We start from the raw sequence: 24049 nt of genomic DNA on the forward strand, positions 1-24049 counted from the left end.
CGTGCATCTCCTTCGCGCAAAGCAACGAAGGGAGCATCGGAGAGTTTCGGCCCGCCCGACGGTTCGTCGCCGCTGCGCAACGAGACGAAGGCCCATGGAAGGGCTTCACGCGAAAAGGCGCCGCCCGGCTTTCGCCGGACAGCGCCCTTCACCCCGCGATCAATGGATCAGACGAGAGCGCCGTGACAGTGCTTGTACTTGTTGCCCGAGCCGCAGGGGCAAGGCGCGTTGCGGCTGATTTCAAGGCCGGCGAAAGGGTCGCCGTCGGGGCCTGCGCCATCGGCTGCGGCGGGTACGCCGTCAGTCACACCTTGCGGACTGCCGGCGAAGCTGCCGAACAGCTCCGGGTTGAGGGCCGAACCATCGCCGTCGTTCGAGTTGTCGAGGCCGGTGAAGGGATCGATGTGACCGGTCAGGAAATCGGGCAGTTCGGGCAGCTGCACAGGCTCGGGCATGCGCAGTTCGCTGACGGAGATGATGCGCGTCACGTCCTCGCGGATGGTATCGAGCATGCGCTCGAACAGGCTGAACGCTTCCTGCTTGTACTCGTTGATCGGCGTCTTCTGGGCGTAGGCGCGCAGGAAGACCACCTGGCGCAGCGCGTCGAGCGTTGCGAGGTGCTCCTTCCAGTAGTGGTCGAGCCGGTCGAGCAGGATGGACTTCTCGATCTGGCGCCAGATTGCCGGATCGTCCTTCGCCATCTTCTCGTTCATGTGCGCGTCCGCCATCGCCGAGATGCGCTCCTCGATCTCGTCGGGTTCGAGGCCGTCTTCCTCGATCCAGGCGTCGAGCGGAATGTCGATGCCGAGCACGTCCTTCGCGCGCTCCTTGAGTTCGTCCACCTTCCAGTGCTCGGGATAGGAGCCCTGCGGGCAGGCATCGGCGACGATCGCGTTCACCGTGTCATGACGCATGTCGAGGACGACATCGTCCACCGTCTCGGCGTCCATGATGTCGGCGCGCTGCTCGTAGATGACCTTGCGCTGGTCGTTCATCACGTCGTCGTACTCGACGACCTGCTTGCGCACCTCGTAGTTGCGCGCCTCTACCTTCTTCTGCGCGGTTTCGATGGCCTTGGACAGCCACTTCGAGCCGATCGCCTCACCATCGGCGAGGTTGTTGTTCATCATCTTCGAAAACAGCGTGTCCGGCCCGAAGATGCGCAGCAGGTCGTCCTCAAGGCAGAGGTAGAACTTCGACATGCCCGGATCGCCCTGGCGGCCCGAACGGCCGCGCAGCTGGTTATCGATGCGGCGGCTTTCGTGACGCTCGGTACCGATAACGCACAGGCCGCCGGCCTCGAGGACGAGGCGCTTCTGCTCGGCGACTTCGGCCTTGATCTTCGCCAGGGCGGCGTCGCGTTCCGGCCCCTCGGCCATGTCGCGAAGCTCGTCCTCGACCCGGAATTCGATGTTGCCGCCAAGCTGGATGTCGGTGCCGCGGCCCGCCATGTTGGTGGCGATGGTCACGGCGCCGAGCGAGCCTGCCTGCGCGACGATGTGCGCTTCCATCTCGTGGAAGCGCGCATTCAGGACCGAGTGCTTGACGCCTTCCTTGTTGAGGAAGTCCGACAGCAGTTCCGACTTCTCGATCGAAACGGTGCCCACCAGCACAGGCTGGCCCTTCTCGTTCTTCTCGCGGATCAGCTTGGCGATGGCGGCAAATTTGTCGAGCGTGTTCTTGTAGAACTCGTCCTCCTCGTCGATGCGCTGCACCGGCACGTTCGTGGGGATGGTGACGACGTTCATCTTGTAGATGTCGTAGAACTCGCCCGCTTCGGTCGCGGCGGTGCCGGTCATGCCCGAAAGCTTGGGATACATGCGGAAGTAGTTCTGGAACGTGATCGAGGCGAGCGTCTGGTTCTCGGGCTCGATGCGCACGCCTTCCTTGGCCTCGACCGCCTGATGGAGGCCGTTGGACCAGCGGCGGCCGTCCATCATGCGCCCTGTGAACTCATCGATGATGACGACCTTGTCGTCCTTCACGATGTAGTCGGTGTCGCGCTTGAACATGACCACCGCCTTGAGCGCCTGGTCGAGATGGTGGACCACCTGCGTGTTCTCGACGTCGTAGAGGTTCGACCCTTCGAGCAGGCCGGCGGCTTCGAGCATGCGCTCTGCCTTCTCGACGCCGTCCTCGGTGAGCGAGATGTTCTTGGTCTTCTCGTCCGCCTCGTAGTCCTCCGGGACCAGCTGCTTCACGATCGCATCGACCTGGACGTAAAGCTCGCTCTTGTCGTCGGTCGGGCCCGAGATGATGAGCGGCGTGCGCGCCTCGTCGATGAGGATGGAGTCCACCTCGTCGACGATCGCGAAGTTGAAAGGGCGCTGCACCATCTGGCTGCGCTCGTGCTTCATGTTGTCGCGCAGGTAGTCGAAACCGAACTCGTTGTTGGTGCCGTACGTGATGTCGGCGGCATAGGCCTCGCGGCGTTCCCACTCGTTGAGGTTGGGCACGATCACGCCCACGGTGAGACCGAGGAAGCCATGCAGCTTCTCCATCTGCTCCGCGTCGCGGCGGGCGAGATAGTCGTTCACGGTGACGACGTGGACGCCCTTGCCTTCCAGCGCGTTGAGATAAGTGGCGGTGGTGGCCACCAGCGTCTTGCCCTCGCCCGTGCGCATTTCTGCGATTTCACCGCGATGGAGCACCATGCCGCCGATCAGCTGCACGTCGAAGTGGCGCATGCCGAACACGCGCTTCGATGTCTCGCGCACGGTTGCGAAGGCTTCGGGCAGCAGGTCGTCGAGCGTGGAGCCGTTCGCCAGCATCTCGCGGAACTTGGGGGTCTGAGCCGCAAGTTCCTCGTCGCTCATGGCTTCAAGGACGGGCTCGAAAGCATTGATCTGCCCGACGATCTTGTCGAGCGACTTGACGTATCGCTCGTTGGACGAGCCGAAGATGGACTTGACGAGTGCGCCGAGCATGGCGGTGAACCCCTGTGTTTTCGTGATTGCGTATGATCGAAGTGCGCGCCCCGAAACAGCCGGGCGCGTCGAGAAGCTCGCGAGGAGGCGAAGTGTAGCGGCTGCGCCTTATTCGCGCGCGCGGTCGATCCCGGTGAACACCGTCGCCACTGCAACCGGCACACGGGCCACAGGCAAGGGAGCATGAAGACGCGAGGTGCGCGATCCCGGTCCCGGCAACCGCGCCAGACCGGCCGGAGCGCGCGGCGCCTTGGTCGTCGCCAGTTCGTGCGGAGCAACGAGCTGCATGTCCGCCACGTGCGATGCACGTGCCTCGGCCGGGCCGATCTGTGCGGCCAGGCCCGTAAGCAGGGCAAGCAGGGTCAGAAGCAGGCGGTGGGCCATGCCGGATCAGATAGGGGCGCCGCCTGCCGCTGTCCACCGCGAACCGTGCGGGGACGCAAATGGATGCCTAGGGAACCGCAACATCGCCATCGCCGAGGCCGGGTGCAATACCACCGCGGCTAACCTGGTCTTTACCTTGTGGGGTTAGCATGCGGGCGATGCGACAGGCCGCGACCGACACCCACTATCATTCTCGGCGGCTCGTCCTGCTTGACGGCCTGCGCGGGCTTGCCGCAGTGGGCGTGATCCTTTTCCATGCCGACCTCGGCGGCCTTGGCCTTGCATTCCCGCGCGGCTACCTGCTGGTCGACCTGTTCTTCCTGCTCTCCGGCTTCGTGCTTGCGCTTGCCCTGGAGCAGCGCTTCGCCGCTGGCCTTGGAGCCGGTCCCTTCGTGCGCCAGCGCTTGCGCCGCTTCTTCCCGATGGTCGCTGCCGGGACGGTGCTGGGCTTTGCCGCAATCCTGGGACGTGACTATCCGGTTCTCGCCTGCGTGCTGACGCTGGTGGTTTCGCTCGCCATGATCCCGCTGCCGATGGCAACGATGTTCCCGCTCAATCCGCCGCAGTGGTCGCTGATGGTTGAGCTTATCGCCAACGCCGTCCACGCGCGCTGGCTCCACCGTGTCTCCACAGCCGGGCTTGCCGCCCTGGCCGGCGCTTGCGCGATCGGCCTGGCCGCCGCGTTCGCATGGGAGGGCTCCGGCGATCTCGGCTCGGGTATCCTGCAGCTGCCGGCGGGCCTGCTGCGTGCGGGCTGGTCCTATGTGCTGGGCATCGTGCTCGCCCGCGTCTGGAAAGTCCGCCGACCCGTGCCCCTCGCGGACTGGCGCATAGCGCTGGCGGCGCCGGTCGTTGCGATCGCCGTGCTTCCCCTCGCACCCGTGCCGACGTGGCTTGGCGATGCGTTCGTCATCCTGGCGGTATTCCCCGCCCTCTTCTGGGTCGCCGCGAGCGCCACGCCCTCGCAGGCCGGAGAGCGGCCGCTCGCAGCGTTGGGGAGCATTTCCTTTCCCCTCTACGCCGTCCACTTCCCGATCCTTAATGCGGCAGACCAGCTTGGCGGCGCAACGGGGAGACTGGCGGGAGTAGCGATGGCCATCCTGATCGCCGCCGCCCTTGCCGCAGCGACGTCGGGCCGCCTGAGTGCGGTGTTCAATAACCGCCGTAGGGTCGCCGAGGGCGCCTGAGCGCAATGGCAAATGATGTTCTCCTGCGGGAACGAGCGGGCACGCGCCACGCTCGCACTCACCAGCGCGCGAACACTTGGCAGGCTTGGCAGACCCCTGAGCGATCGCCGCCGCCAAGCTCCCTTGACCTGCCGTATCCAGCCGTTAGGCACCCCGCCATGGCCCATCCCGTTTCCCCGCTCGCCTCGCCCTTCCCCGCCCTTCCCGACATCGCGGGCGTCACGCCTCGCATTGTCCGCGCCGGGTACAAGGACTGGGGCCGCTGCGACCTGACCTATGTCGAACTGGCCGAGGGCACGTCGGTCGCCGGGGTCTTCACCAGGAACCTGTGCTGTTCGAGCGAGGTGGAGCTTGGCCGCGCGAACGTGGCGTTCGGCCGCGCGCGCGCGCTGGTGGTGAACGCGGGCAATTCCAATGCCTTCACCGGTTATCGCGGCCGTGAGGCGGTGGAGCAGATCATGGACCAGGTTGCCGGGCACCTCGGTTGCGAGCGGACGCAGGTCTTCGTCTCGTCCACCGGTGTGATCGGCGTGCCGCTGCCCAAGGACAAGGCGCGCGAAGGCGTCGCCCGGGCGCTCGAAGCGGAGCGCTGCAACTGGGAGGAAGCGGCGAACACCATCGCCACAACCGATACCTTCCCTAAGGGTGCGACGGCGACGGCGATGATCGGCGACATCGAGGTCACCATCAGCGCGATCATCAAGGGATCGGGCATGATCGCCCCGGACATGGCGACGATGCTGGGCTACCTGTTCACCGACGCCGCAGTGGAACCCGGGTTCCTGCAGGCCTGCCTCTCGGCCGCGAACGAGCGCACCTTCTCGTGCATCACGGTCGATTCGGACACCTCGACAAGCGACACCGTGCTCGCTTTCGCCACCGGCCGCGCCGGCAACGCGCCCCTCGCCTCGTTCCAGAGCCCGGGAGCCCACGCCTTCGCTGCGGCCGTGCATGACGTTTGCAGGCAGCTTGCCCACCTCGTCGTGCGCGATGGCGAGGGCGCGCAGAAATTCATCGCCGTCACCGTCACGGGCGCGGTAACCGACGAGAGTGCACGCAAGGTCGCGCTGGCCATCGCCAATTCGCCTCTCGTCAAGACCGCCATCGCAGGGGAAGATGCCAACTGGGGCCGCGTCGTCATGGCGGTGGGCAAGGCGGGTGAACCCGCCGACCGCGACCGGCTGTCCATCGGCTTTGGTGGTACGTGGGCCGCGCGCGAGGGGGTGCCGCTCGCCGACTATGACGAAGCGCCCGTCGCCGAGCATCTGCGGGGACAGGACATCTCCATCGAGGTCGATCTCGGCCTTGGAGACGGAAGCGCGACTGTCTGGACCTGCGACCTGACCCACGGCTACATCTCGATCAACGCGGACTACCGGAGTTGAGAATGGCGGCGCCTTCGTTCACCATCTGGGGGCGTCTGAACTCCCATAACGTCAAGAAGATCGCCTGGTTCGCCGAGGAGCTTGGGCTGAACTACGTGCGCCACGATATTGGAGGCAAGTTCGGCTACACCGACGATTACCTCGCCAGGAACCCCAACCGGCTCGTGCCGATGATCGAGGACGGCAAGGTGGCCTTGTGGGAATCGAACACGATCCTGCGCTACATGGCCGCCGAATATGGCGGTGAGCGCTGGTTCCCCCGCGACCCCATCGATCGGGCGATGGCCGACCGGTGGATGGATTGGCAGTTCGGCTATGCCGAGGCGCAGCGCACGCCGTTCCTCAGCTTCGCCCGTACGGCCAGGGAAAATTGGGACCACGCGGCGATCGCAGCCGGAATGTCTGAATGCGCCCGCCATCTTGCGGTACTTGAAAAGTACCTCGGTGAGACGCCGTGGCTGTCGGGCGGGCAGTTCGGCATCGGCGATATCCCGATGGGCGTCTATGCCTACACCTGGTTCAGCCTACCGTTCGATAAGCCGGAGTTTCCGGCCGTGACTGAATGGTACGCCCGCATCCGCGACCGCCCGGGCTTTGCCCGGCAAGTCATGATCCCCCTCACATGAAGAACCCGGCATGACCACCCCGGCCCTGAACACCGCCGTAGAGGCGATCATGCGCGAAGCGAGCGAGCGGGCGATCGTACCGCGATACCGCACGCTGGCTGCCTGCGACATCGACAACAAGGCGGCCGACGATGTCGTCACGGTCGCCGACCGCGACGCCGAAGCGATGCTGACGGAGCGCCTTGCCGCGCTCCTGCCGGAAGCCGCCGTCGTCGGCGAGGAAGCGGTATTCGCCGATCCTTCGGTGATGGAGCGCCTGAAGCAGGGGCTTTGCTGGATCGTCGATCCGCTGGATGGCACCAACAACTTCGCGGCAGGCAAACCTCCTTTCGGGGTGCTGGTCGCGCTGGCCGATCGCGGCGATATCCTGGGGGGCTGGATCCTTGACTGCCTCACAGGACGCTTCTGCCGGGCGGCACCCAAGGGTGGCGCCTGGATCGACGGGACGCGTGTTGTCGCTCGCACGACGGGGGAAGATCCCCCAGTCGCCGCCATCTCCACAGTCTTCCTCGACGAGGCAGCCCGCGCAAAGGTCTGCACGCACATTGCCCCGCACTACCGCCTCGTCGACATTCCGCGCTGCGCGGCCGAGCAGTACCCTCGGCTGGTGCTGGGCACGAACGACATATCGGTGTTCAACCGCACGCTTCCCTGGGACCACGCGGCGGGAGTGCTCTTCCTGAACGAGGCCGGAGGCAAGGCCGCCCGCCCGGACGGCAGTCCGTACCGGGTGGATGAATACGAACGCCGCGATCTGATCGGTGCATCCAGCCCCGCCTTGTGGGACCAGTTCGCCGAGCTTGTCGCGAACATGCCTGGCTGAGCCTGAACGAAAAAGCCCCCGGCGCTTTAGCGACGGGGGCCTTCCCGATAGCCGATAAAGGCTCAGGCGATTACAGTTCGCCTTCGAGCCAGCCCTTCAGCGCATTCTTGGGCGCTGCGCCGAGCTTCTGGGCTACGGGCTTGCCGTCCTTGAAGAGTACCAGCAGCGGGATCGACTTTACACCGATCTCCGCCGGAATGCCCGTGTTCGCCATGATGTCCATCTTGGCGATGGTCACCTTGTCCGCCAGTTCCTCGCCAATCTCCTCAAGCGCGGGAGCGATCATCTTGCACGGACCGCACCAGTCCGCCCAGAAGTCGACGAGGACGGGCTTGTCGGACTTGAGGACGTCATCCTCGAAGCTGGCGTCGGTAACGGCAATGGTGGACATCGAAATCACTCCTGGGAGACGGCCCGAAGCGGGGCCGGAATACGAGTTGGTCTGCAATCTAGGAACGAAACAGCGGGACGCAACGCCAACGAGGCAAAGCTTTACTCACCCGCCGTCAAGCGCGGCTTGTGAAGCGCCAGAACCTCGCCCGGCACTTCGATCAGGCGCGGGACAGCGGTATAGAGCAGCGCCACTTCCACCGAACGGCCGGGGAATGTGGCTTCCAGCGCGGCGGCGTAGGCTCCCATCTGGCGCAGCACGGCTGCAGGAACCGCATCGATGGAAGCAGGCGGCCGCCGTGCGCTTTTGTAGTCGATCAGGCGCACGCGGCTGGGCTCCACCACCAAGCGGTCGATCGTTCCAGCCACCACCTGTCCGCCGACAACGGCGGCGACAGGCACTTCGGCAAGGCTGGTGGGCGTGAACAGGTCCGCCCACTCCGGGTTGGCAAGCACTGCAAGCGCGCTTTCGAGCAGGGCATTGCGCTCAGAAAACGGGAGATCGGCCGCGTGCCGTTCCAACCATGCCGCTCCCGCCTTGCCGCGCCGGTCCGTCTCCACGTCGGGCAGGCGCTCCAACAGCTTGTGGACGAGAGTACCGCGGCGCGCTGCGTCCGTGCCTGCGCCTGGTGGGAACGGTGGATCGGGCGCATCTTCCTCGCCGAGGGAAGATGGCGCCAGCGGGCGCGGCGGGCGCGGCTCGGCAGGCGCCGTGCGGGCAAGCCATGTGGGCAGCGGATCGCGCAAGTCAAGCTGGGGCGCCCCCGCCACCGCCATGACCGGGGCCGCCCTGTCGCCCTCCTCGAAGCGCCCGCCCCAGATCGGATCGGGGATCTCCGCCTCAGGCTCGAACAGTGAACGCAGGCGGGCATACCAGCTCTTGGGACTGGGCTCGCCGTGATCGCGCGAACTCAGGGCGCCGCCCACGAACAGCGCCTCCTCGGCGCGGGTCATAGCGACATAGAGCAGACGCCAGTGCTCCTGCTCATCGGCAGCGCGCGCCTCCTCGATCCGCTCGGCGATGCGGCCCTGCTTCTCCCCCTTCGAGAGCGGCGGCAGCGGGACGGCCCGGCTCTCGTTGGCCGGATCGGTCAACTCGATGCCGCGTTCACGCGCGTTGTCGGGATTGCTCGTCGCATCGGCCAGGATGACGATCGGCGCCTGCAGGCCTTTCGAGCCGTGGACGGTCATGACCCTGACGAGCCCCGAAGCATTGTCCGCCTCGCGCTTCAGTTCGCCGTCTCCCGCATCGAACCAGGCCAGGAAGCCGGCAAGGCTTGGCGTGCCGGTCACCGCATAGGCACGAGCGGCGTTGACGAGTTCGTCGATCGGATCGTTCGCTTCGGTGCCGAGCCGAGCCACAAGGCGGCGGCGCGCCTGCCATGGTCCGACAAGCAGCCAGTGCAGCAGGTCCTGCGGAGGATCGTAGTCCGCCTTGGCAAGAAGTTCGCCAAGCTGGGCCATGGCGGCCGCAACTTCCGGCTCGCGCGAGCGGCGCATGTGATCCCAAAGGCGGGTATGCGGCGGCCGCCAGGCATGGGCCAGCAACTGCTCCTGCGTCCAGCCCACCAGCGGCGAGACAAGCAGCGCGGCAAGATTGAGGTCATCGAACGGCTGCACCGCGAAGCGAAGCGCGGCTACGAGGTCCTTGACCGCGAGAGGCGCACCGAGGCGCAGGCGATCCACACCCGCCACCGGCACGCCGGCGGCGTGCAACCGCGCAACGATCAGCCCCGCCAGTTCCTTGCGCTGGCGAACCAGGACCATGATGTCGCCGGCCTCGGCGCGTCGCCTGCCGCCCTTCACCAGCGTGAAGCCGGGCCCTTGAGCGTCAAGCCATTCCCGCACCTGCAGCGCGATGCGTTCTGCCATCTGGCGATCGGGGCGCGACAGCCAGTTGGGCGCAGTCCCGTCCTCGCTTTCGCCCGCGTCATCATCCGCTTCTTCGTCGACGCCCTCGCCTACCTGGCGCCAGAGAGCGACGTAACCGCTCCGGTCCTGGCCCTGGTGCGGTTCGGCGGGTCGGTCGAGGCCGAAGTTCGCATGTCCGATCCCGGCGATCGCCCGGTCCACGAAATCAAGCACAGGCTGCGCGGTACGGAACGAGCGGTCCAAGCCATACTCCCGCAGTTCGCGAGGAGCGAGATTGCTGCGCAGCATGCCCGCATTCTGTGCAGCCTCGCCCATTTCGCGCCGAACTCTGGCGGCTGCCCGGCGGAAGTTCTCGGGTGACGTGCCCTGGAAGCGGAAGATCGCCTGCTTGTAGTCGCCCACCACGAACAGCGTGCGCATCAATTCGCCGGGGCGGTCATCGTACTGGCCAAGGCCCGCCCAGAACTCGCCCGCCATGGCGAAGATGATGTCCCACTGCGCGGCGTTGGTATCCTGCGCTTCGTCCACGAGAATGTGGTCGAAGCGCCGGTCGAGCTTGTAGCGGATCCAGTCGGCCTGCGCGCGGTTTCCCAGCAGGTCGGCCGCGCGCCGGATCTGGTCGTCGAAGTCGATCAATCCCTCGCGCTGCTTGGCCTCGTCCCAGGCGATCGCGAAGGCGCGGCCAAGGCGTAGAGCCGGCACGAGCCGGTCGGCAAGATCGAGCAGCGCACGGGTGGTGCGGATCGCGGCGATGCAGGCGACAACGCGCGAGCAGTAGCCCGGATAGTCCGGGTCGAGCTTGTCCTGCGACTTGCTGGACCGCGGCTCACCCTTGTCGGTCAGGAAAGCCTTGGCCAGCGTGTCGAGGCTGGAAAGCCTTTGCGCGGCATCGCCCAGCAGCCACTCGCTCATCGTATCGACCGCGGCGAGGCCGGTCTTCGTACCCCATTGATGGTTCACCTCCATGCAGCGGCGCAGGGAGGCGACATCGAAGTCAGCGTCGGCGCACTGAGCGGCGAGCGCTTCCCTGTCGGCATTGGCTGGCAGGCCAAGAAGGCGCAGCACGTTCGCCCGCATGTCGCCGGCCTGCCAGCCACCGGGACCGAACCACGCGCTGCGCGCCGAGGCGCAGCGCAGGAGGAATTCCAGCACCGCATCGGGCCCATGCCGCAGCGACAGTTGCTCCACCGCGCGCAGCAGTTCCGGATCGCCCAGCGGATCGCCTTCCGCATCGACCAGCAGATCGGACAGCACCTGCCGCGCCAGCAGATCACGCTCGCGCTCGTCCGTCGGGCGGCTTCCGGGGATGAGGTCGGCTTCCTGAGGGAAAGTCGCCAGCAGCCACTGCGAGAAGGCGTGGATCGTGTCTATCCGAAGCCCTCCCCCCGGGCTGTCGAGCACCGCCGCGAACAGCGTGCGCGCGCGCGCCTTGTTGGCGTCGGTGCCATCGGCTCCGATAGCGGCAAGGCGCATGCCGAGATCGACGTCGTTAAGACGAACCCATTCCGCCAGCGTGCCGTTGATGCGAGCCGCCATCTCGGTCGCACCGGCCTTGGTGAAGGTGAGGCACAGGACCTGCGAAGGCTCGACGCCCGGCTGCAACAGCAGCCGCAGCACCCGCGAGGAAAGCACCTGCGTCTTGCCCGTTCCCGCCGAGGCGGACAGCCAGACCGTTTCCTGCGGATCGACTGCACGCATCTGGTTGCCATGCAGGGGATGGACGGTGGCCGGCCCGCTCATGCCCGATCCTCGTTGTCCAGGGCGGTTCGCGCAGCCTCGGAACTGCCGAGCGAGGTGATCCATTCGTCGAGCCGCATCAGTTGATCGTAATCGGCATAGCTGCCGAGTTCCGGATTGAGGCGCGCGGTGAATGGCTCGGCGCCCAGGATCCAGCGGTCCAGCGCATCATCGAGATACCGCCGTGTCTCCGGCAGGAAATCCTCGCGAGGGATGCCCGACTTCTTCTTTCCCTCAAGCACGGGTTCGAACATGTAGCCCATGTCGCCCGCCTTTGCCTTGGCCATGGACCAGTATTCGAACGCCTCGGCAGCACCGTGGACGCCCTCGAACCCGCCCGCCTCTGCGATCAGGCCCACAAGCCCGAGTTGCAACGCGAAGCCTTCCTGCACGCGGGTTCCGCTAGGCGGCTGGCCGGTCTTGTAGTCCACCACGGCAAGCCCGCCATCGGCCAGCCTGTCGAGCCGGTCTGCGCGGCCATGGATGCGAACGCCCCGGTGCAGCATGTCACCCTTCGCTTCCACGGACAGCACCGTTCGACCAAGGGCCTTGGCCTCCAGCACCATGCTCTCGAACGTCTTCAGAGCTGCACCCAGCCGAGGCCACCAGAGCGCGCGCATGAGCGGGTGGGCGTTCTTCTCGACCAGCACTTCCTGCGCGATGGCATGAAGGCCGCCTGCAGGCTCGCCCGCCTCGTGCCAGCGCTGCATGATGAGGTGCGCAACATCGCCCTTCCACGCAGCGCTCGGCTCGGCATCGAGCGCATCGATGCTGCGCAGCGCGAGAATGGCGCTTGCGTAGAACTGATAAGGATCTCCCCGCAGCCGGTCGAGGCCGGTGACCGACAGGTCGACGAGCCGCTGCTCGGCAGTCGGCATCGGCTGGGGCCTGGGACTGGGCGGCAGCGGCGCAGCATCGTCGATGAGCCGTGCCAGGCGGACCGCTCCGATGCCCGCGTTCTTCTCCAGATGGCGCGGAAGCTGGTCGCCCAGCATGGCGCGGACGCGAAGGACGAAACGCGAGGGGATGACCGGACCGCCCTCGTCCCGCTGCGCCCAGCTCAGCACGACTTCGGGCGCGCCAAGCGCAGCGGCCAGGTCGTGCGCCGCGAGCCCGATGCGGAAGTCGGCACCGGGAACGCCCAGCGCGCGCAGCACGGCGGGAGGGAGCAGCGAATCCTGTGCAGGGCTCGCCGGCCAGACGCCCTCCACGAGACCGCCGCAGATGACGAGGTCCGCGCGGCTCATGCGGGCTTCCAGCAGACCATAGATGGAAACGCGTGGGTGGCCGCCCCAGGGCGGACGAACGGACACGCGGTCCATCGCATCGCGCAGCACGGCGTGAAGCTCGCGCGGATCGAGCATGGTCCCGGCCGCACCGGCTGCGGCGCGAAGGTCCTCGACGAAAGCACTCAGCGCCCGGCCATCCGGGCCGCTCCACAAGGTTTCGCCGCAAAGCGCTTCCGCCGCATCCGCCAGCAGCCCCAATTGCGCCTCCAGCGGCGCGGCATCGCCAAGGTTCATCACGGGGGCGAGTATGGCCTCCACCTGCACCCACCATTCGCCCAGGTGCGCCTTCGCAGCCACATCGCTCAAGGTGGACAGGCCCACTCCCGGGCGGGGCCCGCGCAGAGCGAGATCAAGCTTGCGGGCATTCTCCAGCCAGCTCGCTCGCGATTCCCCGCCTGCCAAGGGATGCACGAGGAGGGCGATGAGAGGTACCGGCGCCGCCTGCTCCGACATGACCTCGGCCAGCAGCAACATGAGCCTGCCGGCTGCCGTCTGCGGCAGTGGGCGACCGGCCGTATCGTCCGCCTCGATACCCCACCGCTTCAGGTGCGCCACGACCCGGGCCGCCAGTCCGCGGTCGGGCGACATCAGCGCCACGCGCCGCTCGGGCGTTTCCAGCGCCTGACGGATGAGCACGGCTATCGCCTGCGCCTCCTCTCCGGGATGCGCACTTTCCATCAGCCGCACGTTCGCAAGCCGCCTGTGTTCCGCCGGAAGGCTTACCCAAGAAGCGGAGGCACGGGGTGGCAGGAACAGGTTCGAGATCGCACGGCTGCGCTCTGGCGGCGCGGCTGCCAGCCCCGAGCGATGCCAGGGCTGCACTTCCGCGCGCGAAATGCCCATGCGATTGAGCAGGAGCTTGAGATGGTACTGCGGGTGCGTCACCGCATCGCCACGTGCGAACGGCGGATCGTCGTGCTGCAGCGGCTTGCCTGCCGTGCCCAGTTCGTTCCACACCTCGTCGGCGAGCGATAGATCGAGATCGGGCAGGACAACGCTGCCCCGTTCCATCTCGCTGACCACCCGCAGCAGCCGCGCAAGGGCGGGCGAGGCGCCGGTCACGCCCGCAGCCACGACGGGACTGGCAGGCGGGTTCTCGCTCCAACGCAGGGCTGCGTGATCGAACAGGCGGTTGCGCCGCTCGGGCGCGTCAACCTCTCCTCGACCGGCCAGTTCCGCGATCCAGTGCTGCTGCACCATCAGGAACGTGCGGGTGTTGTCGGTCCAGTGGCCGGCCATTTCGCCGACGATGCCGATCACCCGGTCCGAGAGCAGATCGATCGGCGCGATGCCTTCGGCGATAAGGCGATCCATCGTCTGCCCGATCTCCCAGGCACGGCGGAGCAGGGCAGCCCCTTTACCGGCGCCAGGCCCTTCCACCTCGCGCAGATAATGGGCAAGCCTGAGCCAGCGACGCATGGGATCGGCGGCAGGTGGTATATCCGCGGCGCCAAGCGGATCGAGCAAGGGCCCGAGTGTCTCGTCCAGATCCAGATCGCCCACGACCGTCATGCGCGGCAGCAACATGCCGGTGCCTGAAAGGCGGACGAAAGCCTCCGTCACTGTGCGCACCGTTCGGCGGCTCGGCAGAAGCAAGGTCAGCCGCGCGAGGCCAAGTTCGCCTTCGGAGTAGCGCGGCACAAGTCCGGCCACCAGCGCATCGGCGAAACCGCGGTGAGCAGCGATGGAGTAGACGCTGGGCCCCGCCCGTTCAGGCACGCGCCATCCACTCCTCAGTCGGCCTGATCGCGGAAGGTTCACCCACTTCGAACCACAGGCCCATGTGCGAGATGCCGTAGAGACGGCCCTCCTCGATGGCGCGGCTCCACAGTACGTTGGTGGAGAAGGCGCCTTGCGGCGCGTCCCGCAGAAGGCGATGGGAGACGAGCTGGATGCCGGTGAAGATGAAAGGCGCGACCCGGCCTGGTCGTCGCCGCGTGACCCGTCCTTCGGGGTCGAGGTGGAAGTCCCCCTCCCCGCGGTAGTTCATCGCCCGGGTATGCGGCACCATCAGCAGAAGCGCGTCCATCCTTTCGGGATCCCAACCCTGCGAAAGCTCGGCGAAGACGTCGGACGGCCCGTCCAGCCAAAGATTGTCGCTGTTGAGGCAGAAGAACGGATCGGGCAGCAACGGCGCGGCTTTCACCATCCCGCCGCCGGTCTCGAGCAGCAGATCGCGCTCATCCGAGATCACGACCTGAGGCGCCACCTTGCGCAGCTCGAGGTGCCCTTCCAGCGCATCGGCCATGTAGTGCGCGTTCACCACCGCGCGGCTCACGCCTGCGCTGCCGAGCTTGTCCAGCGCGTGATCAATCATGGACTTGCCCGCGACCCTTACGAGGGGCTTGGGCTGGGTGGCGGTGAGCGGACGCATCCGCTTGCCAAGGCCCGCAGCCAGGATCATCGCGGTATCGCTTGCCAGAGATTTCGCGCTCATCGCTGGAACGTGCCTCCGTCGGCGTCCCGAAGGGCCGCAGGAATGTTGGCATCGAACCAGACCGCGACGGGCGCCAGCGCCGGATGCGCGAGATCACGCTCAAGAAGGGCCCAGACACGCGGGATGAGATCGAGGTAGCGCGGTTTCCCGTCGCGCTGCCACAGCCGCACGAAGATGCCGACGATCTTTGTGTTCCGCTGCGCCCCCAGCCGCGCATAGTCTGCGAGCAATGTGTCGGGGTCGGCCCCGGAACGCTGCACATAATGGTCGAACATCGCCGCCTCGAGTTCGGGCGTCACATCGCGGCGAGCGTCCTGCAGCAACGAGACCAGATCGTAGGCAGGGTGGCCGACAAGCGCATCCTGGAAATCGAGCAGTCCCTGCTTTTCCAGGCTGCCGAGCAGCATGATGTTCTCGGCGTGATAGTCGCGCAGCACGGTCACTCCCGGTCGCTGGCGCGGCAGGAGATCGCCGAGCGTCTGCTCCCACGCGCGGGCGAAGCCGTCGGCGTCCACCTGCAGGTCCTGCGCCCGGCAGTACCAGTCGATGAAGAGACGCACCTCGCGCAGGTACTCGCCCAGCGAATAGTCGAGGAAGGGACCGGGCGGCAGCTGGTGCAACCTGGCGAGTTCGCCAACCGCAGCTGCGTAGACGGCGCTTTCATCGTCCGGCCACTGGTCGAGGTAATCGCGCATGCGCGCCTCGCCGAAGTCCTCCAGCAGGACCAGACCGGCGGCGCCATCCTCTGCCAGGATGCGTGGAGCGCGCATGCCATTTTCGTCAAGCCAGCGCGCAGCGCGCAGGAACGGCCCCGGATCCTCATTGGGCGGCGGAGCGTCCATAAGCATGGCCGTCTCTCCGCCGGGCTTGCGCAGGCGGAAGTACCGGCGGAACGATGCGTCGCCGGCAAGCGCTTCGATCTCGGCGTGCGCCCACCCGGCGGCGGCAAGGAACGGCTCCAGACCGGCTGGCAGGGTCATGGGATTTGTGGCTTGGTTTTGCGTCATTTCGGAATCCGCCCTAACCAATCGGCACCGCCTTCGACAATGGCGATCCTGCCTCCTTCCGCAACTTCCAGCGCGATGGAGAGGCAGCCCGGCTCATGATCGAAGCCGCCTGCGTGATCCGGCCACTCGGCGATGAGCGCCGCACCTTCGCGATAGTCGTCGAGACCGATCTCCTGCGCTTCCGAAGGGCTCTCGAGCCGATAGAAGTCGGCGTGGACAAGGGGTATGCGAACGCCCGGCGGATCGTAAGGCTCGATGATGGAAAAGCTGGGAGAGGGCACTTCGCCTTCGTGGCCCAGCCCGGCAATGATGGCCCTGGCAAGCGTGGTCTTGCCCGCGCCGAGTCCACCGGTGAGCGCGACGACGTCGCCCGGCCGCAGCACATCTGCGATGTCACGCCCAAGCCTGTCCATTGCGGCGAGATCGGGCAGCGCGATCATGGCAGCTCGATCACAGCGCTGGTGCCTTTCCCCGGCTCCGATGCAAGGCGAAGATATCCGCCGTGCGCTTCGACCAACTGGCGGGCTAGCGGCAGCCCCAGACCTTGTCGGCGGTCCATCGTCTTGCCGTCGGCGTTCACTTTCATCCCGTCGAGAGCGCGGGCCAGACTGCGGCTGTCCATCCCCGCGCCCTGGTCCTGCACGAGTATCTGCAAGGCGTCACCCTCGCCGCTCGCCGACTTGCGGCGCGTCAGGCGTACGAGGATGCGGCTTCCCCTTGGCGATGCAGCAATGGCATTGTCGACGATGTGGCCGACTGCGCGCGCAAGACGCCGCCGGTCCGCCACCAGTGGGCGCATCAGCCCGTTTGCCTGCAGATCGAGTGTCAATCCGGCCTTCTGGAGCCGTCCTGCCCGCTCTTCCACCACACTGCGCACCAGAGGCATCGGATCGAGCTCCTCCAGCTTCAGGGGAAGCAGCCCGGCTTCGCTTTGCGAAAGGTCGAGCAGGCTGTCGATGTGCTCGCCAAGCTTGGCCGAGGCATCAATGATGGAACGGACGTAATCCTTCCCGGCCTCGCTGAGTTCACCGCCGAGGCCGAAGTCCAGCATTTCAGCGAAGCCGCCGATGGATGTCAGCGGCGTGCGCAATTCCTTGCTCATGTTGGCAAGGAAGCGGGTCTTGATCGCATCCGCTTCGATCAGTGCGGCGTTGCTTTCCCGCAGCGCATCTTCCGCCTTCTGCGAATCCGTGATGTCGAGCACTGCAAGAAGCCCGTTGCCGTCCGGGAGCGGAACGCCCGCGAACTCCAGCATTCGCCCATCCGCAAGCGCGATCCGCCCCCCTTTCTGGGAGCGGTCGAGCGTGGCCGCCCGCATCACGTTGCCCACCGTCTCCGCTTCCGCGGGGCGCTTCAGGCGCGCGGCGATCTTGCGGAGCAGTGCTTCGATGTGCGGGTGCGTATCGAGGAAATCGCTTTCGAGCCCCCAATCGGCTGCAAAGCGCCGGTTCCATATTTGCATCCGGCCGTCCGGCGCGAACACGGCGATCGATTCGAACAGGCTGTCGAATGTCGCCGTTCGGGTGCGCAGGAGAGTATCGCGCACGGCCGAAAGGCGCAATTGCTCGGTGCGGTCTTCCGCAATCAGCAGCAGGCCGCCATCGGGCACGGGCTGGGCAACGATGCGAAGGTGCGTGCCGTTCGCCAGAGCCCAGGCCTCTTCCTGCGTGGTGCCGGACGCGAACCAAGCCGCCTTTTCACGCCGCCATGCCGGAAAGTCCCGCGCTTCGGGGACGCGCCCTGCATCGCGAGCGGCATCCAGCAGGCGTTCGAACGCCGGAGGGTCCTGCAGGACACGCGCGTCGAGCTTGAACAGGCGCTGGAACGGCTGGTTCGCGAAGGTCAGCCGCTTCTTCGCGTCGAACTGCGCAACACCGGCGGAGAGCTGGTCGAGCATGGCGCGCTGTGCTTCGCGGAAGGCGCGGAAGGAGCGCGACATCTCCTCAAGGTCTTCGATGTCGACTGCATAACCGGCGACGCCATCTTCGCCGAGCGGGAGGTCGCTGACCCTCAGCGCGCGGCGCTGCCCGCCGATCGTGGTGGAGACGATACGCTCGATCGGAACGCCCTTTTCCATCGCCTGACGCGCCACATGCCCGGGCGACAGACCTTCCACCGATTCGATCAGCTCCGTGCCTTTGGCGACCACCGCTTCGGCGCTGTCGGCGCCAACCGCCGCGACGTAGGCATGATTGACGAGTTGCAGCTCGCCGTAAGGGCGACGGAACCACATCGGCATCGGCGCGGCTTCGATCAGCGATACCAGAGCATGGAAATCGCCACGCGCCCGCGCCGCTTCGTCTCGCAGGCGCGAAAGTTCCGTTTCGCTGTCGCTGAAATCGAAGATCCAGACCATGGCCGCTCCGCCGGGCGAGACCTGCGGATCGGCGAGGTGCCCGCGCAGCGCCAGACTGCGGCTCGACCCATGCGGCGTCGCCACCATCCGGAACGGTGCCGCCGTCTTCTGGCAGCGACGTACCGCCTCGGTCAGTTCCGCGAGCTTGTCCGCAGGCAGGCCCCGGCCGTTTCCATCGAGCTCGGACAGGAACTGCGGCATCCCCTCAAGCCCCAGCCATTGCGCCAGTCGAGGGCTCGCCTCGATCCGGCCGTCGGTCCGCACGAGCAACGGCAATGCTGGCGATTCCTCGACCATCTTGCCCAGGCGGCGGGCTGAGCGCAGCTGCCCCTCAGCCCGCTTCTGCCGCGCGCGCGCCGCCAGCACGGCCCAAGCCGCGGCCATGGTCCATATGCCAAGCAGCAGTCCGATCAGAAGCGGCAGGAAGCGCGATAATTCCATCGTGCGCAGCTATGCTGTGCAGGACTTGCGCTGACAATGGGGGATGGCGCGAAACTGGTAGATACGCGCGCCCGCGCAAGCTTTCCCGGCGAAGAGGTTACCTTCCGCTGCCCGGCTCGCGACATCACAGCGCGGCATGAGCCTTCTTTGTCGCCCGCTATCGCGCCTCGAAAAGGACCGCTTACGCCGCCAGTACGCGCCGGACCGCCTGTGATGGAGGGGCATCCGCCACAGGTCACCTGCCCATGCCCGGTAGACCGGCAGGCAGGTAGAGCGATTAACGGAAGTTGTCGGCGTAGGCCTGAATCTTGAGCCGGCGCGGAGGAGTGGAATGAACTTCCGCCTCGATCCCGTACCGCTCGGCATAGGCCTTCGCATCTTCGCTCGTCGGGAAGCGCAGAACGACCTGCTGCTGCGTGTCGCCAGAGCCGGACCAACCCATCAGCGGGTCAGCCTTCTTCGCCTCGGCCGGGACAAACTCCAGAACCCATTGGTCAAGCAGCGCCTTGCCGGACTGCATGGCGTTCTTCGGGCGTTGATAGATGCGTGCGCTCATGGGCGAATGCCTTGCCCTCGAATCAGCTCAAAAATCAAGACGCAATCAGCCGGATCACGCATTCCTGCCACGCTCGAACGCGTTGCGGGTCTTGAGGCTCGGGTCCTCGTTCCAGGGCTCGTCAGGCCAGCGATGCCGGGGATAGCGCCCCTTCATTTCGCGTTGAACGTCTCGCCACGATCCGCGCCAGAAGCCGGGCAGATCGCGCGTAGTCTGTATTGGACGCCCCGCAGGAGAAGTGAGCTTGAGAAGAAGCGGCCGCTGCGGCTGACCGAAACCGGGATGCCGGTCCAACCCGAACAGCGCCTGCACCCTGACCTCGACGGATGGGCCTCCCTCGTCCTCGTAGTCGATGGCATGGGTGCTGCCTGCCGGACTGCGAAACTCCGCCGGAGCCAGTCGTTCGAGTGCCTGCTGCGCTTCCCAGTCGAGACGATTCCTCAGCGCCTGGTGCACTGCGCCGCTATCAATGCCGTCGAGACGGCGCCCGAGCAAAGGCCCCAGCCACTCTTCCAGGTCGGCGAGCAGGGACTCCTCGGATAGGGCGGCGATGCCGGCGTAGCGGGCACGGCGCAGAAGCGCCTCGCTACCCTTGCCCATAGGCATCTGCGCAAGGCCCCGAGTGCGGATACGCTCGAGCAGGAAAGCGCGGATGGCCTCCGGATCGGGCGCCGGATCAGGACCGCTGGCGAGCGTTATCGCCCCCAGCCGTCGTTCGAGCCGCGCCTCGACCCGCCCCTCGTCCTCATTCCACCGCAGCACGGCTCGACGCTCGACCATATCGGAGAGCCATGCCTCAACCTCCTGTGGTTCCAGCGAAATGCCCGAGAGAATGCGGGCGCCGCGAGCCTGCCCCTGAGCATCGCCGATCACCATCCACTCGCGCGTGGCAAGCGGGGATACCGGGTCGAGAACATAGCCCCGTCCTCCCGCACTGAGCCAGTTCTCGCCCGAGCTATCCCGTCGGCGCGCCAGCATGTCCGGTCGCCCGAGCGCCAGCAGGATGCCCGGCGGCACGTCATCGCTGCCCACCGCATTCTCGGCCAAGGCCTGCGCCCGCCGTGCCCAGCCCGAGGCCAGCTTGCGCGAAGCCTCGGCGCGGGGCGAGCGATCGGCATTCCACCGCGCCAGGCGCTGCACCAGATCCTCGCTGCGCCCTCCAAGGCCGCGTTCTTGCAACAGCAGCGCAAGCCGCGCGGCCCCTTGGCCCGCCCCAAGCTGCGCGCCCCGCAGGATCATCGCCGCCTGCGCCGGATCCATCGGCAGGCTCGCGACCTTGCGGCCGAACGGAGTTATGCGTCCCTGCGGGTCGAGAGCGCCCAGCCCAGCAAGGCCTTTTCGCGCCGCTTCCAGAGCAACGAGCGGGGGCGGGTCGAGCCATGCCATAGCTGCCGGGTCGCCCGCACCCCACTGCGCCAGCGTCAATGTCAGGGGCGCAAGATCGCTAGTCAGCATCTCTGGCGGGTCGAACTCGGGGCGGCCGGCATGTGCGGCCTCTTCCCAGAGGCGGTAGGCGATACCGGGCCCCTGCCGCGCCGCGCGGCCGGCGCGCTGCGCGGCGGAAGCCCGGCTCGCACGGTGAGTGACGAGCCGGGTGACCCCGGCAGCCTTGTCGAACTCCGCGCGCCGGGACAGGCCTGCATCAACGACCACCGAAACGCCGTCGAGCGTCAGGGAAGTTTCGGCAATGGCTGTCGCCAGCACGATCCTGCGACGTCCGTCGGGATCGCGTCGGATCGCGGCTCGCTGTGCGGAAGGTTCGCATTGGCCGTGCAGCGGGAGGACGAGTGCGGAGGGAAGCTTCTGTGCCAGCCCTTCACTCACCCTCTCGATCTCGCGCACGCCGGGAAGGAAGGCGAGGACGTCGCCCTCGGTGTCCCGCCAAGCGGTGAGCACTGCCGAGGTGGCGGCATCCTCGATCCGGCGATCCGGGGCGTGCCCGAGCCAGCGCAGTTCCAGCGGCCACGCCTTGCCCGCGCTCTCTATCACCGGCGCGGCGTCTCCCAGCAGGCGAGCGAAGCGTGTTCCGTCGATCGTGGCGGACATCACCAGTATGCGCAGATCCTCTCGCACCACCGCCCTGCTCTCGATTGCGAGCGCAAGAGCCAGGTCGCTGTCGAGATGGCGCTCGTGGGCTTCGTCGAACAGGACGGCCGAGATGCCCGCCAGTTCGGGATCCGACAGGATTGTGGAAACGAAGATCGCCTCGGTCATCACCAGCACCCGCGTGCGGGCGGACCGCTTCACGTCGAGGCGGGTGACGTAGCCGATAGTCTCACCGGCAGGCTCGCCAAGCTGCTCGGCCATGCGTTCAGCGGCGGCACGGGCCGCAACCCGGCGCGGGCTGAGCAGCACCACGGTCCCGGTGCACCAGGACTGGTCCAGCAGGGCGGGCGCGACGACGGTCGTCTTGCCAGCGCCGGGCGGAGCGATGAGCACAGCACCGGTCGTTTTGCGGAGCGCATGGAGCAGTTCAGGCAGAGCAGCATGGATCGGAAGCATCACTTCCTGCCTAGAGCGCTAGCCGGGCCAAGGAAAGCGCCGTCAGGCACGAGTCCATCGCACCGGTTCGGCTGTAATTACAGTCTGTTCATGTTCGGAACGGATCAAACTGTCCCGGGCATCCACTCTTCCTAAAGACTTGTCATCAATATGACACCCACTCCGCGCTGTTTCGTCAACAATACGCAGAATGCTTTCATAATGCATCGAGCCGGCCAATACCCCCTCAGCATCGCGCAGTATCTGCGGCTGCGCGCGCACATACCGCCAATGTACGGGCTGCTTTCCATCAATGCCGCCGTTCTTGCGTTCACCCATCGCGCGGTCGCGCCCACAGGACTGGTCTACACTTTCCCGGCGATCCTGATCACGGCATGCATGATCCGCATGCTGACGTGGATGCGGCCGGTCAATCCCGCCGAACTCGACCCCGAGAAGGCGAGGCGAAGCATGTCTCGCACGGTCATCGTTGCCGTGCTCATGGCTCCCGCTTTCGTTGCGTGGGCGCTCTGGCTGGACCAGTACGGAGGGCCGTACGAGCGTGGCCATGTCGCCGTTTTCGTCTCCGTGACGTTGCTCGGCTGCGTGTTCTGCCTCAGCTTCCTGCCGCTCGCGGCGCTGGCGGTCAGCGTCATCGTACTCGGCACGTTCCTGGCCTATTCGGTCTGGATCGGCACCGAGGTCCTGATCGCCATTGCCTGCAACATCGTGCTCGTCGCCATGGTGATCCTGAATATCCTACGGGATTCCTATAGGGCTTTCGTAGAGCTGGAGGCATCGCAGCGCGATCTTCATATCGAGCGCCGGCAGGCCCAGGTGCTGGGCGAGGAAAACGCGCGCCTCGCGCAGACCGATGCGCTCACGGGGATGCCCAACCGCCGCTTCTTCTTCGCCACTCTCGAAAACCTGCTCCAGCGCTCGGGCGAAGGAGACACCTTCACTGTCGGTCTTATCGACCTCGACCGCTTCAAGCCCGTCAACGACACTCACGGCCACGCTCATGGAGACCGGCTGCTGCAGGTTCTGGGCGGACGCATGATGGGGCAATGCCCCGATGACACGATCGTGGCGCGGCTCGGCGGGGACGAGTTCGGGCTGATCGTGATGGGCGGTGCCCAGAAGGCGGAACATGTCGCCAACGAACTGTGCAAGGCCATCCGCGAGCCCGCCCGCATCGGCGAGGCGCTGGTGTCTGTCGGTTGTTCGGCAGGGCTGGCTGTCTACCCCGAGACCGCTTCGAGTGCCGACCTCCTGTTCGACCGCGCGGACTTCGCCCTCTACCATGCGAAGAACCACAAGCGCGGCCAGTGCGTGCTGTTCTCCGAAAAGCTGGAGCGGCTCATCCGCACCGAGCAGGCGATCGATGCGGCCTTGCAGGGAGCAGACCTCGAGGAAGAGCTTTCCCTGGTCTTCCAGCCCATCGTGGCGACGGAGGATCTGGAGTTGATCGGCGTGGAGTGCCTCGCCCGGTGGCACTCGCCTCGTCTGGGCGAGATCGCACCAGAAGACCTCATCGCCTCTTCCGAGCGCCTGGGCCGCGCCCGCGAAGTCACGATGACCCTGTTCGACAAGGCGCTGACCGGTCTGGCCCGCCTGCCCGCTCCGCTGCGCGTCTCCTTCAACCTCTCTGGCAACGACATCGGCAATCCCGGAACGATCGATGCCGTGCTGGCGCGCGTCGCCGAATCCGGGTGCGATCCCCGGCGCTTGCTGATCGAAATCACCGAATCCTCCCTGATAGCCGAGATGGACAAGGCCAGCGCGGCCCTGGAACGCCTGCGCGAAATCGGCATCCGCATTGCGTTGGACGATTTCGGCACAGGCTACTCCAGCCTCTCGTCACTCCATCAGTTGCCTCTCGACATGGTGAAGATCGACCGCAGCTTCTCCCGCCGGCTTGACGAGGCCGCCGGGCGCAGGCTCATCACGGCAATCCGGCACCTTGCCCGCTCGCTCTCGCTGGAATGCGTCATCGAAGGCATCGAGACCGAGAACCAGCTTGTCAGCGCAAGGCTGGCGGGCTTCTCGCTTGCCCAAGGCTTCTTCATATCGCGCCCGAAAGCGATCGAGGACGTGCTGCGTGGGCTGTCGGAAGCGAAACCGCTTCAGGTGAGTACGGCTCGTTAGCCC

Annotated in this window: 16 protein-coding genes; 5 read left to right on the forward strand and 11 right to left on the reverse strand. The window is 66.5% G+C overall.

The window, feature by feature from the left end; all coding sequences use genetic code 11:
* Positions 1–167: 167 nt before the first annotated feature.
* Together secA and GR702_RS05175 are read right to left on the reverse strand one after the other, a co-directional pair.
* Positions 168–2927: a preprotein translocase subunit SecA gene (gene secA / locus GR702_RS05170; RefSeq protein WP_160984912.1), complete on the reverse strand. Its 2760-nt coding sequence runs from the start codon at positions 2925–2927 to the stop codon at positions 168–170.
* Between the two features lie 108 nt (positions 2928–3035).
* Positions 3036–3311, reverse strand: a complete 276-nt coding sequence (locus GR702_RS05175) for a hypothetical protein (RefSeq protein ID WP_160984913.1) — start codon at positions 3309–3311, stop codon at positions 3036–3038.
* A 158-nt stretch (positions 3312–3469) separates the two neighbouring features.
* Here GR702_RS05175 and GR702_RS05180 point away from each other — a divergent pair, with 158 nt between their 5' ends.
* From GR702_RS05180 to GR702_RS05195, 4 genes are all read left to right on the forward strand, one after another.
* Positions 3470–4498, forward strand: a complete 1029-nt coding sequence (locus tag GR702_RS05180) for an acyltransferase family protein (protein WP_160984914.1) — start codon at positions 3470–3472, stop codon at positions 4496–4498.
* Between the two features lie 158 nt (positions 4499–4656).
* Entirely contained in the window at positions 4657–5883 is a 1227-nt protein-coding gene (gene argJ, locus GR702_RS05185; RefSeq protein WP_160984915.1) for a bifunctional glutamate N-acetyltransferase/amino-acid acetyltransferase ArgJ, read from the forward strand.
* Between the two features lie 2 nt (positions 5884–5885).
* Positions 5886–6509 carry a glutathione S-transferase family protein gene (locus GR702_RS05190; protein WP_160984916.1) on the forward strand — a complete coding sequence of 208 codons (624 nt, stop codon included), beginning with the start codon at positions 5886–5888 and terminating at the stop codon, positions 6507–6509.
* 10 nt (positions 6510–6519) lie between these two features.
* Positions 6520–7332 carry an inositol monophosphatase family protein gene (locus tag GR702_RS05195; protein WP_160984917.1) on the forward strand — a complete coding sequence of 271 codons (813 nt, stop codon included), beginning with the start codon at positions 6520–6522 and terminating at the stop codon, positions 7330–7332.
* A 70-nt stretch (positions 7333–7402) separates the two neighbouring features.
* Here GR702_RS05195 and trxA read toward each other — a convergent pair whose 3' ends face one another.
* The 9 genes from trxA to hrpB form a co-directional block, all read right to left on the reverse strand.
* On the reverse strand, positions 7403–7723 hold the full coding sequence (gene trxA / locus GR702_RS05200; protein ID WP_160984918.1) for a thioredoxin: 321 nt from the start codon (positions 7721–7723) through the stop codon (positions 7403–7405).
* 101 nt (positions 7724–7824) lie between these two features.
* Positions 7825–11334, reverse strand: coding sequence for a double-strand break repair helicase AddA (gene addA / locus GR702_RS05205; protein WP_160984919.1), 3510 nt, complete (start codon positions 11332–11334; stop codon positions 7825–7827).
* Positions 11331–14339 (reverse strand): double-strand break repair protein AddB, encoded by a 3009-nt coding sequence (addB, locus tag GR702_RS05210; protein WP_160984920.1) that lies wholly within the window; start codon positions 14337–14339, stop codon positions 11331–11333. The genes addA and addB overlap by 4 nt, the downstream gene beginning before the upstream one ends.
* Entirely contained in the window at positions 14332–15057 is a 726-nt protein-coding gene (locus GR702_RS05215) for a nucleotidyltransferase family protein (protein ID WP_160984921.1), read from the reverse strand. Before GR702_RS05215 ends, addB begins: the two co-directional genes overlap by 8 nt.
* Positions 15054–16037, reverse strand: coding sequence for an aminoglycoside phosphotransferase family protein (locus GR702_RS05220; RefSeq protein WP_160984922.1), 984 nt, complete (start codon positions 16035–16037; stop codon positions 15054–15056). Before GR702_RS05220 ends, GR702_RS05215 begins: the two co-directional genes overlap by 4 nt.
* A gap of 23 nt (positions 16038–16060) precedes the next feature.
* Entirely contained in the window at positions 16061–16504 is a 444-nt protein-coding gene (gene tsaE / locus GR702_RS05225; protein ID WP_160984923.1) for a tRNA (adenosine(37)-N6)-threonylcarbamoyltransferase complex ATPase subunit type 1 TsaE, read from the reverse strand.
* Positions 16501–18861: a sensor histidine kinase gene (locus tag GR702_RS05230; protein WP_160984924.1), complete on the reverse strand. Its 2361-nt coding sequence runs from the start codon at positions 18859–18861 to the stop codon at positions 16501–16503. The genes tsaE and GR702_RS05230 overlap by 4 nt, the downstream gene beginning before the upstream one ends.
* 277 nt (positions 18862–19138) lie before the next feature.
* Entirely contained in the window at positions 19139–19417 is a 279-nt protein-coding gene (locus GR702_RS05235; RefSeq protein WP_160984925.1) for an ETC complex I subunit, read from the reverse strand.
* 54 nt (positions 19418–19471) lie between these two features.
* Positions 19472–21919, reverse strand: coding sequence for an ATP-dependent helicase HrpB (gene hrpB, locus GR702_RS05240; protein WP_160984926.1), 2448 nt, complete (start codon positions 21917–21919; stop codon positions 19472–19474).
* A 201-nt stretch (positions 21920–22120) separates the two neighbouring features.
* Between hrpB and GR702_RS05245 the strand changes: the two genes are divergently transcribed.
* The gene (locus tag GR702_RS05245) at positions 22121–24046 is read left to right on the forward strand and encodes a putative bifunctional diguanylate cyclase/phosphodiesterase (protein ID WP_202408075.1); all 1926 of its coding nucleotides are present in this window, start codon (positions 22121–22123) and stop codon (positions 24044–24046) included.
* Positions 24047–24049: the final 3 nt, after the last annotated feature.

The organism is Novosphingobium silvae (assembly GCF_009856825.1).
Lineage (GTDB): Bacteria > Pseudomonadota > Alphaproteobacteria > Sphingomonadales > Sphingomonadaceae > Novosphingobium > Novosphingobium silvae.